Genomic DNA, 16,978 nt, shown 5'->3' on the forward strand with positions numbered 1-16,978 from the left:
ATCTAAAAATAAAATAGAATCCGGAATTAGCTCTTTTTCCTGGCCTGGTCTGGCTTTTGAAATATCTCAACTCCGGGTCACTTTTACAAAATAGTCGTTTACGTAATCCTGATACCCTGTTTTCATGGCTTTCAGGGAAATGTACCCTTCGGATTTTCCCGGAGGAAGCTCCGGATTTTTGAGCTTTATTACAACTTTTCCTTCCGCGTCCGTGACGCCGGAGTATGCCTGGCTGCGGTCGGGACTTCGGAGAATCACATTTACTCCTCCTACCCTCCTGCTTTCCCCGTCAAGCGCCATGATAAGGAGGGTCAAATTTGTTCCCGTGTCGTTTTCTTCTCCCGAAGGGAGGAAAACAGCGCTCACGTTTGCTTGCGCATACAGGGGTTCGGGCGGCGAGGGAGCGCTTGAAATGGCTGAGAGGATCGCATAAAACCCTATGAAGCCCACGATCGAAAGGACCACAATTCTTATCGGGAGCCCGACGGTCCCTTCTTCATTCTCAGTGAATTTCCGGGGTTGCATATGCGACCTCCTAACCGAATATCGGTAGTTTTCACTCCTTTTCCCTTTCCGCTCATTTACTTTTTTTCAGTAATTCCTTTTTCAGTAATTTCTTCTGTTTTTAAATGATTTTTTTTCGAAGGAATTTTTCGAAGAGATTTTTCGAAGAGATTTTTTCTCTTTCAGTAATTTTTCATATCTTCACAGTTTCTTTCTTTTCAGGTCACCCGGGTCTTTATGATCATAATGGCGTCCTGTTTCTCGTAGTCGTAAAAGCCGTCTGCCAGGATCTTCAGGTCCATTGTCCCCTCATTCTGGTTCGGGTCAAGCCTTGGACTTGCCCCTGCCTGCGTGGTCAGGACTGTGATTCCGTTTATGTCCGTGTTATTCGATGCCGCACCTCCAAGGCCCGTAAGCATCACATTTGCGTCCCTTACAGGGTTACCGTCCTGGTCTGTCGCCCTGATCCGTACTGTTACACCGAAAGGAAGCGTTGCATTGTCTGCGCTCACGATTATAGAATTCCCTGGCTGAAGGCTTTGTCCATCCAGGGCTGCCCCTTCAATAAAAACCGATATCTCCTTTGTAGGAGTCGGTATGATTGAAATAAGTGTGGCAAGGGCAACCATCCCCACGACCAACATCACCACAATATTGATCGGGAGTTCCATAGCTCTTTCGTCATTTCTTAAAAACCGGATTCGTCTCATGAGTTCCCCCACTCTTTGATATTTTCCAGATAATTTAATGTAAATTATTTTACATTTTATCTGTACTCGATCACCCTATATAAAATTATTTGATTTTTAGACCGGTTTATTTTTTAATAATCAATGTTTCTGAATATTCCGGAGCATAACTATACACTTATATATCTTCCTGACCATACTGGAATTGAATACTTCATGATTAATCATATCAAATATGCACGAGGAGAAACGGCTTTTTGAACGATAGTGGCTCTGAAGTCTCATCAGAAAAAACGGGTCCGCATAGTTTTTTGTGTTTTTTGGGATTGCATAAATGGAAACGAAAAAGCGGTGCACTTTCCTATTTGCCAAAAGTGGTTGAAAAGCGCTATGAATGTGTACGCTGCGGTAAGTCCAGGGTGACTTTTGAAAAGACCACAGAAAACAAAACGTTAAAGAACAGAGCAGTAACGAGTAGGGCAGTAAAAAGCAGGGCAGTAAAAAGCAGGGCAGTAAGGAATAGAGCAGTAAAGAACGAATCTTACTGAAACTTGCAGCAAAATAAAACTCTCCACAACCGAAAAAGATCCCTTTTAAGCTGGTTGCTTTTTTCCAACTGCCTTTTTTCTTAAATTTTTTTCAATCTTTATATATTTGCTCGTAAACTTAATCTATTTTAACTTTATTTGTTAGAGCTATGAAGAGAATCGTGATTCTCGATTATGGGATCGGAAATCTCCGGAGTGTTCAAAAGGGGCTCGAACACGCAGGAGCGAATCCCGTTATCTCGGGGGAACCTGAAGAGATTCTTGCCGCTGACGGAGTGATTCTTCCGGGTGTTGGCGCTTTTGTGGACGCCATGAGGTGCCTGCTTCCCCTCAAAGAGACCGTTTACGAGTATGCAAAATCCGGGAAACCGATGCTAGGTATCTGCCTCGGACAGCAGCTTCTTATGAGCACATCCGAGGAAGGGCAGCTGACCGATGGGCTCGCCCTGGTTCCCGGGAAGGTCATTCGCTTTCCGAAATCCGAGCTTAAAGTGCCCCATATTGGCTGGAACAATATAAAGATCACACAGGACCACCCCCTTTTCAAGGGAATCCCCGACAGGGCTTTCGTGTATTTCGTCCACTCCTATTATGTGGACACTGACCCGGAGCATACCCTTGCGGCATGTGAGTACGGGCTGGAATTTGCAGCTTCGGTCGTAAACTCGGAGGGCAACGTCATGGGGACGCAGTTCCATCCTGAAAAAAGTGGAGATGTTGGACTGCAGATACTGAAAAACTTTGTCAGTATGTGTTGAAGGCTGTTTCAGTCCCTGATTTATTTTTTACTTCTACTTTTATTTTTTCCAGTGCTTGAATGGTAAGGAATCTTGAATATTTATAGTTAATTTCACAAGAAGATGATATTATGGACATAGAAGGCTACGCAAAACGGTCACTCAGGCAGGATCCTGAAAATGAAAACGGGCTTAAGGCACAGCTTGCTGAAAGAATTCTCGAGATAAAGAAGCTAAGCCCGGAAGGCGCCCGGGAGATTGCGTCGGCGGTGATTTCTGAAGCTAGGGCGACTCTAAACGTGAAGGGGGAGGTCTTGAGCTCCACTGTCTCGGGGGTTTCCATGGGAGAATTCGGTGTAGGTTCCAGAGGGACCGGAGACTTCTACGTGCACTCCAAGCTCGGGGAGGTCATAGGCCAAACAGGGGCTGTGGTGGACAGTTCCCAACTTGATGATTCCGGGGTTGTACGGATCGGTAATGAATACCTGGTGTTGACCATCGACGGTATCCATTCCCGCTTAAGTGACTTCCCCTTCCTTTCCGGTTTCCACGTAGCCAGGGCTGCTCTCCGGGACATTTATTCCATGGGGTCACGCCCCCTTGCGATGCTCTCCGATATCCATGTTGCAGATGACGGGGACGTTGCAAAGATCTTCGACCATATCGCAGGGATTACTACGGTTTCGGAACTTACTGGAATCCCCCTGATCACGGGAAGTACTCTCAGGATTGGTGGGGACATGGTCATAGGGGACCGCATGACCGGAGGCGTCGGGGCAGTTGGCGTTACTTCTTCCCTCACATCGCGGAACCAGACCGAAGTGGGTGACCTGATCCTAATGACCGAAGGGGCAGGTGGCGGAACGATTTCCACAACTGCGCTTTACTACGGCATGCACGATGTTGTGGACGAAACCATCAACATCCGTTTCCTGGAAGCCTGCGAAGCCGTTCTTGAGTCCGGGCTCCATGTAAATGTCCATTCCATGACCGACGTAACCAACGGTGGGATCCGCGGAGATGCCCGGGAAATCTCAAAAACCGCAGGAGTAAAACTGGTCTTTGAAGAATCAAAAATGCGGGCCCTTGTGAACCCGAAGGTCCTCTCCATGCTCGAAACCCTGAAAATCGACTACCTCGGCGTGTCCCTGGACGCCCTGCTGGTCATCGCTCCCCCGGAATACGCAGACCGGATCCTCGAGACTGTCCGGGCCGCAGGCGTTGCGATTGACATCATAGGCCATGTGGAAGAAGGTAGCGGAGCCGAAGTAATTATTGACGGGGAACGCAGGGACTTTGCCCCGCGCTTCAGGGAATCCGCCTACACCCCGGTTAAAAAAGTCCACGGGGAAGAAAATCCCAGGGGCTTTGAGGAGATGAGGGCGGCAATCGACAGGGCCGCAACCGAAGCTATCGGGAAGAAGCAGAAGGTCCTGGATAAAATAAGGGAAGAAAAGAAAAAATAAAATGAGTTTTTATAAGAATAAAATCTTGAAAAAGAAAGAATGTGTAAAAAGAGTAAATCCTGATAATAATACTAATAATAAAATCAGGATTTACGCTTTACCACAAGCACTTCCTGCTCTTTTCCGATAATCTCCACCTTTTCTCCTTTCCCTATTTCTTCTTCGGACCGGGCCTGCCAGTACTCCCCGCTGTAGCGGATAAAACCCGGCTTATCCGGGCCTATTGCTTCTATTGTCCTTGCGCTGTCTCCGATTATGGCTCCTATAACTGGTTTTTTCTTCCGGGATTCGGCTACTTTGTAGACCGCAAATACCAGGAAAAGCCCGAAAACGATTGTCGGAGTAACTATGGTAAGAATCAGCAGCCTCCGGAATTCGGGGGTATAGATGTTTTCACCTCCCATGGGCACGAGGAAAATGCTCCCTATCACAAGGCTTACCAGGCCTGCAATCCCGAAGACCCCGAAACCCGGGGACTGGATTTCCAGAAGCATGAGTCCTACTCCCACAAGGATCAGGAAAATGGCACCTATGTTGACGTCAAAGCCCGTTCCTATCAGTCCGAGCACTATTGCGATGACTCCGAAAATTTCGGCCCCTGCTCCGGGATTCGATATCCCGAAAATTATCCCGTAGAGCCCTATGGTCAGGAGGAGGGACGAGATGATCGGGCTTGAGATCAGCCTGAGAAATGCAAGGGGGAAAGGTGGTTCGTAGGTTTCGGTCTTTGCATTTTTGGTTTCCAGAGTTTCTCCCTTCACTTCCTCCCCGTCTACCTGGTCGAGAAGGTCTGGAATTGAAGGAGATACGTATTCGATCACGCCCGAATCCAGGGCTTCTTCAGCGTCAAGGTTTTTGTTTTTGGTAATGACTTCTTCTGCAAAGGTCTCGTTTCTCCCGTGCTTTTTTGCGGTGGAAACCGAGAACTTAACCAGGGCGTTGATGATCTTTTCGTCTTCAACAGGCTCGGTGCCTTCGGCAGACATCTGTACGGGCTGGGCGGAGCCAATGACGGTGAACGGGGCCATGGCTGCGATATCGGTTCCCATCAGGATCAGGGTCCCCGCAGACCAGGCTTTCCCACTTTCGGGGACGTAGCCGATAACCGGCACGCTTGTGTTCTCTATCTCTTTTATAATAACCTGGGTCTCTTCAAGGCCGCCACCCGGCGTGTCCAGGCTGATCACCAGGGCTTCAAAGTCCTCGTTTTCAGCCTTTTCGATTGCATCAACTATGACGTTATCGGATGCCGGAGTGATGGCTCCGGCAATTTCGAGTACTAGTACCTTTTCTTCCTGTGCTCCCGCAGGAAGTGCCAGGGCCGCTGTGAGAAAGCAGCACAGGAATAAAATGAAAAATAGACCGGATGCCTGCTTCCAGCGCATTTCCATCCCTTTTCCCCCTTGATCTTTCTTTTCCTGATTCCTTAGTTCCTCATACCTGTTCCTTCCTTTCCGTAACTGCTTTGGAAAGGGCGGCTATGTTGCCGGTTTCCACGGCTCCCGACGGCGTGACTACGATGAGGTTCTTTTCCCTGGCAATTTCAGCAAGGGTCTGAAGTTCCCTGAGTTTGATGGCTGTTGGGGTATCCTGGTAGAGGAATGCCGCATCTTTCATTCTTTGTGCAGCCTGATACTCCCCTTCAGCAAGGATGATCCTGGCCCTCTTTTCCCTTTCGGCTTCTGCCTGCTTTGCGATTGCTCTCCTCATGGTCTCGGGTAGGAGCACGTCCCGGATAGTGACTCCGGTAACTTTGATACCCCACGGGTCGGTGGAGGCGTCGAGGAGTTCCTGAATTTCCATATTGATGTTTTCCCTTTCTGAGAGCACCTGGTCAAGTTCCATCTGACCCAGCACGTCCCTTAGGGTGGTCTGGGAGAGGGTGGAAGTTGCGAACATGTAGTTCTCGACCTGGGTGATGGCGGCACCGGGTTCCACAACCTTGTAATAGACAACTGCGTCAACTTCAACTGTCACGTTGTCCTTTGTAATCACGGCCTGCTTCGGAACGTCGATTGTAACCACTCTCAGGTCGATTTTTGCGGCCCTATCGATTATGGGGATAATCAGGAAAATTCCCGGCCCCTTCACTCCACTGAGGCGTCCTAATCTGAAAATTACGACGCGCTCGTACTCATTTACCATTTTTATTGCCTGTGAGAGTATTAATAATACAACTATTAATACAGGAACTAATAATGGACTGGTAAAACCGTTCATAATAAAATGCCCCTCTTATTCATTATATTTAAATTGGGCTTATCATTAAATAATTATTCTCTATCCGGGGAATTATGCCTGAAAATTCCTGCTCTATGAGCATTTCCGGGTTTACAGGTTTTTTATCATGGATTAATCCTCTTAAAACAGGCAAATCCATATAAGGACTCTTCCTGGCTCCTTGTTTCTTTGGAAATTTTTTATTGGAACCATAAGGGGAGTTGAAAGACCCTATTTGATTGAGATCTACCCCACAAACAATAAATTAATAAATGCATAAAGTGATCTAAGCGCAGACAGCGATGCGAGAGTACACGCTCAGGAAGCGATTTTAGGAAGCGATTAAAACTTGAATTACGATTTTGAAGAGCAAAATGAGTGCGTGAAAACGCAGGTTCAGAAGAAACCCCGGTGTTGATATTCATGAGTAAGGAATGTCCAGATTGCCACGGGCGTGGTTATAGAGTAATTTCAACCGAGGTCTGCCCCCAGTGTAAGGGGAAAGGCAAGGCGAAATCCGTTGATTTAATGAAAATCTCGCAAAAAGATATTGACAGTTTACTTAAAAACGGTGCAGAATGTGAAAAATGTAAGGGGACAGGAAATATTGAAAACACGGAACCCTGCGAAACCTGCCGGGGGTTGGGAAAGATCTACGCCTGCAGGGTCTGTGGGGCACCGATTTATAACCCTGATGAGGTTGAAGACGAGACCTGCATTTCTTGCTCCAAATCCCAGCACGTCTATGCCCTGGACGACTCATGCGACCTCAAGGATGTGGAAGCCGGGAATCTTTACCACGGAAAGGTGAGCAGTGCGGCTTCCTTCGGGGTTTTCGTGGATCTGAACTCCCACGTAAGGGGGCTCATGCACTCAAGCAATGTAGAAGTCCCTCCGAAAGTCGGGGCAACCGTAATCGTGCTCGTAAAAAGCATCAAGGCCGGAGGAAAACTGGACCTGATCCCCAAAACCCTCCAGAAGTATGAAACTATCGAGCTTGAAAAGGAGCTTCCTGTCAAAAGCTCCGATAATATCGATCCCAGCATGAAGGGCAGGCTGGTCCGGATTGAGGGGGAGATCATCCAGGTAAAGCAGACCAGTGGACCCACTATCTTCACGATCAGTGATGAAGGGGGTTTTGTCCCCTGCGCGGCTTTTGAGAGTGCCGGGAAACGAGCTTACCCTCACATCGATGCGGAAATGGTTGTGTCCATCACCGGGGAAGTGACCCTGCGTGATGATCAGGTCCAGATCGAGGTCATGAGCATGAAGCGGCTTACCGCGGAAAGGGAAGCTGCTGTCAGGGCCAGGGTCGAGAGGGTAATTGAGGAAAAGGCAGCTCCTGCTGATATCCCCTTCCTGATCGAAAGTGAAATTATGGAAAAGCTCAGGCCAAAGATGCTCCATGTGGCCAGGGAAATCAAAAAAGCAATTCTCCACTCAAAACCCATCATTCTCAGGCACCATGCCGATGCTGATGGGATTACCTCGGCTATTGCCATTGAGAGGGCAATCCTGCCTCTTATTACGGAAATCGGGGGTTCGGATGCCGAGTATTACTTCTACAAGCGGGCTCCTTCCAAAGCTCCTTTCTATGAGCTTCCCGACATTACCCGGGACATTTCTTATGCGCTCGAGGATGCCTCCAGGCACGGGCAGAAAATGCCGCTGGTAATCCTTGTGGACAATGGCTCCACTGAAGAGGACGTGCCTGCCATGAGGCAGGCCAGGGTCTATGATATGGACATCCTGGTGATCGACCACCACCACCCGGACGAAGTTGTGGACCAGTACCTTATAGGGCACGTAAACCCTGCCCACGTGGGCGGCGATTTCGGGGTTACGGCAGGCATGCTCTGTGCCGAAGTAGCCCGTATGATCAACCCCGATATCAGTGAGACTATCCGACACCTGCCTGGAGTTTCAGCGGTTGGGGACCGTTCGGAGGCCCCGGAAGCCGGGAGGTATATTTCCCTTGCCTCGGACCGCTACACCCTTAAGGAACTGAAGGACATGGCCCTTGCCCTGGATTACGAGCAGTTCTGGCTTAAATTCAGCAGTGGTAAAGGTGTGATTGACGACATCCTTGACCTGGGTGATCACAAAACCCACGGGCGGCTGGTCTCTCTCCTCTGCGAGCAGGCAAATGGCATGATTCAGGAACAGCTCGATACCTGCCTTTCCAACATAAAATCCCAGAAGCTTGCAAACGGGGCTATCATGAACGTGCTTGACGTGGAAAACTATGCCCACAAATTCACTTTCCCGCCCCCGGGGAAGACTTCGGGAGAGGTGCATGACGTGCTCTGCAAAAAGAACCCTGAAAAACCCATGGTAACCCTGGGCTTTGGCCCGGACTTTGCGGTTATCCGTTCAAAGGGCGTGCTCATGAACATCCCGCAGATCGTCCGGGAACTTCGTGAGGAAATCACGGGTGCCGGCGTGAACGGAGGTGGGCACCTGGTCGTGGGGAGCATCAAGTTCGTGGAAGGGATGCGGACCGAGGTCCTCTCAAGGCTTGCGGAAAAAATTGGGTCCACGGAAGTCGAATACTGATTATCGGCTTCTTTTTTCTTTTTCCGCTTTCCTTTTTTCACCCTTTTTGTTTTTCCCCTTTCGTTTTCTTTTTCACAGAGGATGTCCTACTACGGTAAAAAGTAGCTGCTGGGGTGAGTAAAGTAAAAAATACAGGCAAAGCCCTTGACTAAAAAGAATTGAAACCAAAAAGAATTGAAACCAAAAAGAAGCAAAAAATAAAAAAAGAAGTAAAAGTTAGTTTTTTCTTTCAGTCCACCCTCACAATCCTCACCAGGGACTGTATGGGTACGTTGGCTATGGTATCCGAGCCTTTTTTGTCTACGAGGACCACTACGACTCTCGGTTTTGCGTCCATTTCCCGCAGGTGTTCTACCACTTCCATTGTGGTGGATCCAGTCGTGATCACATCATCAACGATCACGCAGTTCTTGCCCGCAACGCTTCCGAAGTTGCGGCTGATGGTCCCTTTATGGCCGGGCTGGACAACGTCCTGTGCTTTACGGGAATGGTAGAGGGCAAAGTCTGCTCCCAGTTCGTTTGCCATCATGCTTGCAAGGGGGACACCGCTGGCAGCAACTCCTACGACCACATCCACTTCTGTGTTTGTTTTTTCCAGGGTCTCAAGCACCATGTCGCAGAGGGCAAGGGAGATGTAGTGGAGCCTTGTAGCACTTTTCCCTATGCTGCTCCAGTTTACGGATATGTCCTTCGGTGCGGGAGCTGTAACTTCTTTTTTCGAGCGGGTCAAAAGCCAGGTCACTGTTTCCCTGGAAACATTGAGTTCGTCGGCAATCTGGCCGCTTACAAGCCCGTTGTTTTGAAGTTCAACAGCTTTCTGGATCAAATCTTCTATGTTCTTCATTCCTCCATTCCCACCTGAATATTGTTTTTTGTTTTGGTATGCAGTATTTTTCAGCTCTTTCTTCCGGCTTATTTCCAGCTTGTCTTGCAAATACTGCCTGAAAAATATAATCCTGGTATTTTAATACTCAGCTACAAGCATTATTACACTACCAAGCGTTATATCTTTTTCTTCCCCTTTTCATCAGAGCTTTGTCTTTCTTTTCTTCTTGAGGGGTGATCCGCAAACCGGGCAGACATCTCCTTTCTCAAAAGTCTGTTTGCAGCCTATACACTGCTTTTGCCAGATTATGAGGTCCCTTATTTTTTTCTGAGCTATTGGTTTTACCTCAATTCCGAGTTGCACGGCAACGTTCTGAACGGCGTAGTCATCCGTCAAAAGGACCGCTTTTTCTTTGTGTTCCAGGGCTTTTGCAAGGACTTCCAGATCGGTTTTTGAAAGTTCTTCCGAATCCCTGGTATGCTCTGCTTTTTCCCTTACCACTTTTACCATTTCGGGTTCGGGCCATTCAACTCTAAGCCCTCCTTCCTTTGCCAGGTCAAAGCGTAGGACGGCATCCCTGCTCTTCAACTCGTCTTCAACCGATGGGACGGTGATAAGGAGGGAACTGTCGACGTCGCAGTTGCCCATTATGAAAACTGCCGAGTCTGCTATGTAATTGGTCATTTGCCTCAAATTTTCTCTTTTAGTATAATAATTCATTGGCTTCCTCAATTCATTTGCTTCCTGCCATGAATATTAGGTTCTTCAAGCATTTCCTGTCTTGGGATGTATAATGTGTGGGTTTCTGGGAAGAAGGGGCATAAAAAGTAGTCGAGGATAATAAAAAGTAGTCGAGGATAGGCTTTTTGGAAATCGGGGTGGGGAAAATAGTTCAAAAAAGGTTTATCGGAAATGTGGCCCAGATAAAAATAGTCCGAAGCTGGGTTTTAAAATGATAAGTCGCAATGAAGGGATTAAGGGGGTAGCCCCCTTACATTTAATTCGGACAGATTTTTGCCAGGGCTTCAGTGATATCTGGCAGGAGTTCTACGGGGATGCCGATTGTCATTTCCTCATCGGCAATTTCCGTATAGGCCCGGCTTCCGCTGCAGCCTACTGTGATCCCTACCTGGCCGTCTCTGTAGGCCTGCACTACTCCGTCTGAACAGACACTCTGCTTTCCGGCAAAACCGACTTCCAGGCGGCCTCCACGCTTGTACATGATTGCCTGGGTGAGTAGCATGATCTGCCTGGGGTTGCAGATGACCACTGCGACGTCAGGTTCAAAGCTAGCTTTATCAAGGGCTCCGTACAGGATCGCTTCGGTGCTGTTGGGGGGGAGCATGGGAGCGTTTTCAACAGTGCGGCGGGCGGCATTGATGTTGCTGAAGTGGTTCAGGCCTTTGTAGTAAAACTCTCCGCTTCCTACTTTTCCTGGCATCGTGCCAAGCCCCATGGAAGCGGCTCCTCCCTTGCACATCTGGTCTTCAACCAGGGAGTAAAACTCTTCGCCTGTTCTCCTGACCCTGTCGATCATCTGGCAGTGGCGCATGGTTTCTTCTACCTTTTTGACTTCTGTGGGGATTTCTCCGCCTGCAGGTATCAATCTTACTGCCACCGGGGAGGTCTTGAGGTTCAGACGAACGATCAGTTCCTGGCCGTAATTGTTGATTTCCTTGATATCCATGTTTCTCACTCGGGTTTCAAATTTGTTGAACTGCAATTGTTATAATGTATTTTTTATACATATCATTGTTCTGTTTTGGATAAACTATACACAACCGTTTCAGATATAAATATTTCGATATTTATTTTTTCCAAAGTCTTTCCTTGACAAATTTTCAAAGGAAGCCCCGGGTCCTGAAGTATTTCTTTAGCCCCGGGTCAGGTTCATGCGTACCGATTAAAAAAGTTTGTTCGGGGGGATGCCCATTCCCGCCTGTTAGATCCTTACTCGAGTTTGTCAAAAATAATCTGCATTTTTCCCTTTTCCCTGGCAAGATTCTTCGAGATCATGCCGTTTTCCAGCCAGCAGGCATTCATAACGGCTGCAGGGACAAGGCAGGTGGGAGTAATCGGGTTCTCAGCGGACTTTTTGGAAAGGATGGTATCCTGCCCCCCCATGAGATCATTCATCTCAAAGTCAAATTTGGTTCCCCAGTTCCTGAGCTTTTCACAGGTCGTTTTGATATGAACGTGGGTTTTTTTGCCTTCCTTTGTGGCAATAATCTTTGTCGTGTGTCCGCATATACTATCTATAGAAATTTCCGTGACCATTATATTCTCTCCTTAATCCGCTGTTTTTGATTTAGTTTGTTTTTTGATTTAGTTTGTTTTTTGATTTAGTTTGTTTTTTGATTTAGTTTGTTTTTTGATTTAGTTTGTTTTTTGATTTTATAGTCCCGAACGTAAATACTTACACTTACATTATAACCACGGAAGACACGGAAAGCCCGGAAGGATTGTGCCCTATTTCCTTTATTCCGTGTTTTCCGTGCTTTCTGTGGTTAAACTTTCGCTTGAGATTGGTGAAGGAATTTGGGTCCTTGACTATAGTTTGTTTTTTGAATCCGCCCGGTTTAAGTTTGCCGATGTTTAAAATTGCCGGGGCCAGGTTTGCCAATTTTTTTAAATTTTCGGGTTTTCGTCCGATGATATTTAATTACGCTGATGTTTATTCTTCGGTGATACCTGGTTCAACGATTCGGTTTTATCTATTATACCTGGGCTCTCCAGTATCTTTTATATTTATATTTTATCTCTTATAATATTTCTGGTATATCCGGATTTTCAGCGTTAACATCTTATTTTGCGTTGATTTTTATACTTGTACTTTGTTACTCTTCAGGCACATTGCCCTTCGAAGACAGGTCGTGTCTGGGGGCATGGGGCAAATCCGGGAATTATTCGGATGCCTGATCGCAAAGTTCTTATACGATTCTATTTGTAATGATATGTCCGTAGCAAATACGCTAATTAAATACTCCTGTTCATACAATTAATATATTATCAGGGCAATTTAGCTACTTAACGGCATACCTCTGCCCTGATCGGGATCACCAGATTACAGGATATTTACTATCGGCATAACCTAAATTAAGGCATTAAATGCATTATATGAAACCTGAAGAGAATTCTAATACATTCATGAGGCGATAATATGAGATGGCAAGGCAGTTCCAGAAGGAAGGCGACTGGTGGGAAGGTCACAGCTGCCCGCGGAAAGCGTAAGTTTGAGATGGGCCGTGAATCTGCGGATACCCGTATCAGCGACGTGAAGCGGAAGAATGTCTCCACTATGGGAGGCAACAGAAAGGTAAGACTCCTTCAGTCCAATGTGGCAAACGTAACGAATCCGAACGACGGTAAAACAGCGGTTACAACTATCGAAACCGTTGTCGACAACACTGCAAACAAACACTACATCAGGCGTAACATCCTGACTAAGGGCTCTGTCATTAAGACCCCTCTCGGCACTGCAAGGGTAACGAGCAGACCGGGACAGGAAGGAGTCGTAAACGCTGTCCTGATAGAGTAATTCTTTTCAGGACCTGGTCCCTCTTCTGGGATCAACCCTAAATTTTTGAAAAAACTTCGTGCCGGTGACTATCAATGGATGAAAAGATAAGACACATTCTGGAAATTCTTGAAAACGATGCGAGAGCAAGCTCTGATGAAATTGCAGCACTTACGGATATGACTGCACAGGAAGTTTCTCAGGCAATTGCAAAACTCGTGGAGACAGGAGTTATCCGGCACTACAAAACCATTATTGACTGGGACCTGGTCGGAGAAAACTACGTTTACGCCGTGATCGAACTGAAGGTCACGCTGGAGCGCAACCAGGGCTACCAGGTAATTGCAGAAAGGATCTATAAATTCCCAGAGGTCCGATCTGTTCGGCTTTTGTCCGGGGACTACGACATATCCCTTACCGTTAGGGGTAGGTCCATGAAGGATGTGGCCTTTTTTGTGGCAGAAAAAATTGCGACCCTTGACCAGGTCCAGAACACGGCAACTCATTTCGTGTTGAAGACCTATAAGGAAGATGGGGTAATTCTCCACGAACCGGAAGCAATTAAGCGGCTCCCGGTCTCGCTTTGATTAGAGGATTCTAATAGGCCTGATCCTTCTATTCCTTTTCACAATTTGTTTTACTCATATAATTTTTGATCGGGGTGTTTTCTTGAGACCTCCATGTGATCCTTCAAAATTTGTTGCGGAAATAGTTAAAAATGTCCCCCCCTCGGGGATACGCCGTTTTTTTGATCTGGTTTCCGGACTTGAGGACGTTATCTCCCTTGGCGTGGGGGAGCCGGATTTCATTACTCCCTGGCACATTAGGGAAATGTGTATCCACTCCCTTGAAAAAGGGCAGACTTCCTACACTTCCAATTACGGGCTTCCGGAACTCAGGGATGAACTTTCAAGGACTTATTACAGGCGATATGGCCTGGACTATGATCCGGCATCCGAGATCCTGGTTACCACCGGGGTTAGCGAAGCTATTGACATTGCACTCCGGGCAGTGGTAAACCCCGGAGACGAGGTCATCGTGGTCCAGCCTGCTTACGTGGCATACGTCCCTGCGGTGGTCCTGGCAGGTGGCAAGCCTGTGATCGTTTCCACCCACCGGGGAGATGAATTCCGTCTCACAGCAGAAGTCCTTAAACCTGCTATCACCAGCAAGACCAGGGCAATTGTGCTCAATTTCCCGAACAACCCCACAGGGGCTGTCATGACCCGGGAGGACCTCGAGGACATTGCTGACCTTGTGGCGGAACATGACCTCTTCGTGATCTCGGATGAGGTCTACGAATGCCTTACCTATGAAGGCAAACACATTCCCTTCTCTTCCCTTGAGGGTATGAAAGAGCGGACTGTCATGCTGAACGGCTTTTCCAAGGCATATGCAATGACAGGCCTGAGACTCGGTTTTGCAATGGCCGCTCCCGAGATCATCCGTTCCATGATGATGATCCACCAGTACTCCATGCTTTGTGCCCCCATAACCGCCCAGGTAGGAGCCCTTGAAGCCCTCCGGAACGGGAATGACGAAATGGAAAGGATGGTCCGGGAATACGACCGGCGCAGGCATTTCATCGTCAGGGGCTTTGACAGGATAGGTCTCGACTGCTTTACTCCCAAAGGAGCTTTCTACGCCTTCCCATATGTAGGGGCCACGGGCCTTTCCTCCTGTGAATTTTCAGAACGGCTTCTGAACGAAAAGAGAGTTGTTGTAATCCCGGGTGACGTCTTCGGGGAAGCAGGGGAAGGTTTCCTCCGCTGCGCTTATGCAGCGTCCATGGATGACCTTAAAAAAGCTATCGATCGAATGGGTGAATTTGTAGACGGATTATAACAGTGAAAGGAAGCTGAATTCTTTTTCAGGCTTGCCGAAATTATTCTTCGGCTGCTTTCCTTTCTTATTTTCTTTCTTAAATTCCTTTTTTCTTTCAGGAATTCTCTTGGGGTCCATTTCACTTTTATAATTGGATTTTATATAATTTTATTGAAAATTCCTGTAATGTATTTAAAAATTCTTTAGCAACATGGTGTGTATATCCAGGTTTTTTATGAGCTATATATCTGAACTGTTAAGGACTGCGTATCCGGAAAAATGTTTCGTTGGAGTTTTTGGGGTCAGTCTTCCTCATCGTCCATTCTCATGATAAGGATATTCATTTTGTCATCCATTTTTTCAATCAAATCGTTCATCTGGTCGTACCATTCATCCACGTTTTTCTTGACCATCGTTTTCATTTCCTGGGGTTCGATTGCCACGTATTCGTAGTAGTATCCTCCGCTTTCAATGGACCGGGTTTCCCGGTAAACAACACCACAGGCTATCAGGTTTTGAAGGGAACGGTATGCAGTGCTCCTTTCTCTGTTAAGGATTTCACCCAGGTTTTCGGCTGTCAGGGGGCCGGAAGTGAGCAGGGCTTTGTATGCATCGATGTCAAGGGACTTTAAACCAAGCACACATTTTACCATGTCCTCGCACCTGAAGCTTGCTCTTATCATCTCATGAATTGAATTTGCCATAAGATCACTTAGCAGTTTACTTTTTTTCAGGTTTTTCTGTGTTTTCACCTTTGTACTGGCTTAAAATTGCACTCCAGAATCTTTTTAAGCACCAACTTTGTTGCCAGGTTACCATTGGTGATGAATATATTTATTAACTTATTTATGTTAACACTTTTAGGCTCTTTTATTATATTATTGTTTTGCGCTGTTTGCACAAAAGCTCACATTCTCAATTGCCATGCTCAATCACAAAATTATATATATAATTTCTCTGATCAATAGCCCTGGAAGTTATGAAGCCGATTATTCCTGAAGATGAACGCTCTTCCGAGCCTCTTGATAACGAGAGGATTATTTACCATCCGGATATGGTAAGGGCCAACGAGTGGATTTTGAACGAATACGAAGCCCCTTTTAGGGAAATCTGTATTTTTGTTCCCTGTGCAAAGAGGAAACCCTACCATGAAAGCCCATCCCATAAAAAATTCGACCGGATCATCTTCGGACTTGCAAAACCCGAGGATGTGCACGTTGTGACTTTCGGGACCTGCGGGGTTGCCCCCAGGGAACTTGATACGCAGTACCCTTTCATGCACTACAAATTCATGATGGGAAAATGCAATGTGACTCAGATCAAAAGGGATTTTATAAAAATCGAAAGTGAACGGCTTGCCTGTTATCTCGAAAAGACCCGGGATAATTACGGGCACAGGATTGCTTACTGTATCGGGGATTTCCGGACTGCCATGGAAAAGGCTCTGGAAATGGTGGATGTGGAAGTGTCCCTGGTCCCCAGGGAATCCACAATCCGGAGTATGCTCCAGCCCGAAAAATCCTTCATCTACAACAGTCTCTCCTGCAAAGAGTACCTGCAGGACTTTTCCGATGCAATTGCAGAAGCTTTAAAGCTTCCCGGGAGGAAGGTCGGTCTCCGGGAAGACCTCTCGGTTGACGATACGGACTGGTACCTCCTGTAAACTCTCTGCAAATTGTATGCATTTTTCGGATGCAGCCCGTGTCTTTTGCTGTCTGCATTTCCTTGAGGGCATAAGCTCCGCTCTGCCAGGGGAGGAGGGACAACAGGCCCTTCACTCTTGAGGATATTCTTCCCGGCGGTATTTTACTTAAGGAGTGGTCGGAAGTGCCTTCAATACTTTTTTGTTTTTCCCTGAAACTTATACATTTTCCGAAAGCTCAGAACTTCTCCTAAGGCTTAGAACTTTACCGGAAGCCTGAACTTTGCCGAAAGCTCAGAACTGGGACACAAAGGTCCTGGCCTGCCAGAGCGCAACCACTGCCAGGATCAGGATCAGGACCATCCACATGATGTTCCCCGCAGGTATGAAGGAATTTGCCCAGTAGGCATTGTAGGCTTCCATTGCGGCTTCTGTTTGTACCATATTAA

The 16,978-nt window shown here is 47.1% G+C and carries 19 protein-coding genes; 8 read left to right on the top strand and 11 right to left on the bottom strand.

The window, feature by feature from the left end:
- Nucleotides 1–66: 66 nt before the first annotated feature.
- Nucleotides 67–525, bottom strand: coding sequence for a hypothetical protein (locus tag ACSAZK_RS13545; RefSeq protein ID WP_440954624.1), 459 nt, complete (start codon nt 523–525; stop codon nt 67–69).
- Between the two features lie 197 nt (nt 526–722).
- Nucleotides 723–1,214 carry an Ig-like domain-containing protein gene (locus ACSAZK_RS13550; protein ID WP_440954625.1) on the bottom strand — a complete coding sequence of 164 codons (492 nt, stop codon included), beginning with the start codon at nt 1,212–1,214 and terminating at the stop codon, nt 723–725.
- A gap of 236 nt (nt 1,215–1,450) precedes the next feature.
- On the opposite strand from ACSAZK_RS13550, the gene ACSAZK_RS13555 reads away from it, so the two are divergent.
- From ACSAZK_RS13555 to ACSAZK_RS13565, 3 genes are all read left to right on the top strand, one after another.
- Nucleotides 1,451–1,741: a hypothetical protein gene (locus ACSAZK_RS13555; RefSeq protein ID WP_440954626.1), complete on the top strand. Its 291-nt coding sequence runs from the start codon at nt 1,451–1,453 to the stop codon at nt 1,739–1,741.
- Between the two features lie 149 nt (nt 1,742–1,890).
- The gene (gene hisH / locus ACSAZK_RS13560; protein ID WP_440954627.1) at nt 1,891–2,499 is read left to right on the top strand and encodes an imidazole glycerol phosphate synthase subunit HisH; all 609 of its coding nucleotides are present in this window, start codon (nt 1,891–1,893) and stop codon (nt 2,497–2,499) included.
- Between the two features lie 110 nt (nt 2,500–2,609).
- The gene (locus tag ACSAZK_RS13565) at nt 2,610–3,944 is read left to right on the top strand and encodes an AIR synthase-related protein (RefSeq protein ID WP_440954628.1); all 1,335 of its coding nucleotides are present in this window, start codon (nt 2,610–2,612) and stop codon (nt 3,942–3,944) included.
- Nucleotides 3,945–4,027: 83 nt separating this feature from the next.
- Here ACSAZK_RS13565 and ACSAZK_RS13570 read toward each other — a convergent pair whose 3' ends face one another.
- From ACSAZK_RS13570 to ACSAZK_RS13580, 3 genes are read right to left on the bottom strand one after another with little or no spacing between them, the layout of a single operon-like run.
- The gene (locus tag ACSAZK_RS13570; RefSeq protein WP_440954629.1) at nt 4,028–5,335 is read right to left on the bottom strand and encodes an NfeD family protein; all 1,308 of its coding nucleotides are present in this window, start codon (nt 5,333–5,335) and stop codon (nt 4,028–4,030) included.
- A gap of 43 nt (nt 5,336–5,378) precedes the next feature.
- Nucleotides 5,379–6,164: a slipin family protein gene (locus ACSAZK_RS13575; protein WP_440954630.1), complete on the bottom strand. Its 786-nt coding sequence runs from the start codon at nt 6,162–6,164 to the stop codon at nt 5,379–5,381.
- Nucleotides 6,165–6,192: 28 nt separating this feature from the next.
- A complete protein-coding gene (locus ACSAZK_RS13580; RefSeq protein WP_440954631.1) occupies nt 6,193–6,324 on the bottom strand; it encodes a hypothetical protein in 132 nt (43 codons plus the stop codon).
- A 263-nt stretch (nt 6,325–6,587) separates the two neighbouring features.
- Here ACSAZK_RS13580 and ACSAZK_RS13585 point away from each other — a divergent pair, with 263 nt between their 5' ends.
- Complete coding sequence (locus ACSAZK_RS13585) at nt 6,588–8,720, top strand: DHH family phosphoesterase (protein WP_440957024.1); 2,133 nt, start codon at nt 6,588–6,590, stop codon at nt 8,718–8,720.
- Nucleotides 8,721–8,949: 229 nt separating this feature from the next.
- Here the strand turns inward: ACSAZK_RS13585 and ACSAZK_RS13590 are convergent, their stop codons facing one another.
- The 4 genes from ACSAZK_RS13590 to ACSAZK_RS13605 form a co-directional block, all read right to left on the bottom strand.
- Complete coding sequence (locus ACSAZK_RS13590) at nt 8,950–9,564, bottom strand: orotate phosphoribosyltransferase-like protein (RefSeq protein ID WP_048180610.1); 615 nt, start codon at nt 9,562–9,564, stop codon at nt 8,950–8,952.
- 183 nt (nt 9,565–9,747) lie between these two features.
- Nucleotides 9,748–10,230, bottom strand: coding sequence for an NOB1 family endonuclease (locus tag ACSAZK_RS13595; RefSeq protein ID WP_440954632.1), 483 nt, complete (start codon nt 10,228–10,230; stop codon nt 9,748–9,750).
- A gap of 313 nt (nt 10,231–10,543) precedes the next feature.
- Nucleotides 10,544–11,233 carry a DUF169 domain-containing protein gene (locus tag ACSAZK_RS13600; RefSeq protein ID WP_440954633.1) on the bottom strand — a complete coding sequence of 230 codons (690 nt, stop codon included), beginning with the start codon at nt 11,231–11,233 and terminating at the stop codon, nt 10,544–10,546.
- Nucleotides 11,234–11,496: 263 nt separating this feature from the next.
- Nucleotides 11,497–11,823 carry a DUF6951 family protein gene (locus ACSAZK_RS13605; protein ID WP_048180602.1) on the bottom strand — a complete coding sequence of 109 codons (327 nt, stop codon included), beginning with the start codon at nt 11,821–11,823 and terminating at the stop codon, nt 11,497–11,499.
- A gap of 883 nt (nt 11,824–12,706) precedes the next feature.
- Here ACSAZK_RS13605 and ACSAZK_RS13610 point away from each other — a divergent pair.
- The 3 genes from ACSAZK_RS13610 (at nt 12,707) to ACSAZK_RS13620 (ending at nt 14,908) form a co-directional block, all read left to right on the top strand.
- Nucleotides 12,707–13,084, top strand: a complete 378-nt coding sequence (locus ACSAZK_RS13610; RefSeq protein WP_440954634.1) for a 30S ribosomal protein S8e — start codon at nt 12,707–12,709, stop codon at nt 13,082–13,084.
- A gap of 74 nt (nt 13,085–13,158) precedes the next feature.
- Entirely contained in the window at nt 13,159–13,650 is a 492-nt protein-coding gene (locus ACSAZK_RS13615; protein WP_440954635.1) for an Lrp/AsnC family transcriptional regulator, read from the top strand.
- Between the two features lie 82 nt (nt 13,651–13,732).
- A complete protein-coding gene (locus ACSAZK_RS13620; RefSeq protein ID WP_440954636.1) occupies nt 13,733–14,908 on the top strand; it encodes an aminotransferase class I/II-fold pyridoxal phosphate-dependent enzyme in 1,176 nt (391 codons plus the stop codon).
- 281 nt (nt 14,909–15,189) lie between these two features.
- Here ACSAZK_RS13620 and ACSAZK_RS13625 read toward each other — a convergent pair whose 3' ends face one another.
- Nucleotides 15,190–15,591, bottom strand: coding sequence for a helix-turn-helix domain-containing protein (locus tag ACSAZK_RS13625; RefSeq protein ID WP_440954637.1), 402 nt, complete (start codon nt 15,589–15,591; stop codon nt 15,190–15,192).
- Nucleotides 15,592–15,866: 275 nt separating this feature from the next.
- Between ACSAZK_RS13625 and ACSAZK_RS13630 the strand changes: the two genes are divergently transcribed.
- Nucleotides 15,867–16,550, top strand: coding sequence for a DUF5591 domain-containing protein (locus ACSAZK_RS13630; RefSeq protein WP_048180590.1), 684 nt, complete (start codon nt 15,867–15,869; stop codon nt 16,548–16,550).
- 273 nt (nt 16,551–16,823) lie between these two features.
- On the opposite strand, the gene ACSAZK_RS13635 is transcribed toward ACSAZK_RS13630, so the two are convergent.
- Nucleotides 16,824–16,973, bottom strand: a complete 150-nt coding sequence (locus ACSAZK_RS13635) for a hypothetical protein (RefSeq protein WP_440954638.1) — start codon at nt 16,971–16,973, stop codon at nt 16,824–16,826.
- Nucleotides 16,974–16,978: the final 5 nt, after the last annotated feature.

This window comes from Methanosarcina sediminis, assembly GCF_052056915.1.
Classification (GTDB): Archaea; Halobacteriota; Methanosarcinia; order Methanosarcinales; family Methanosarcinaceae; genus MTP4.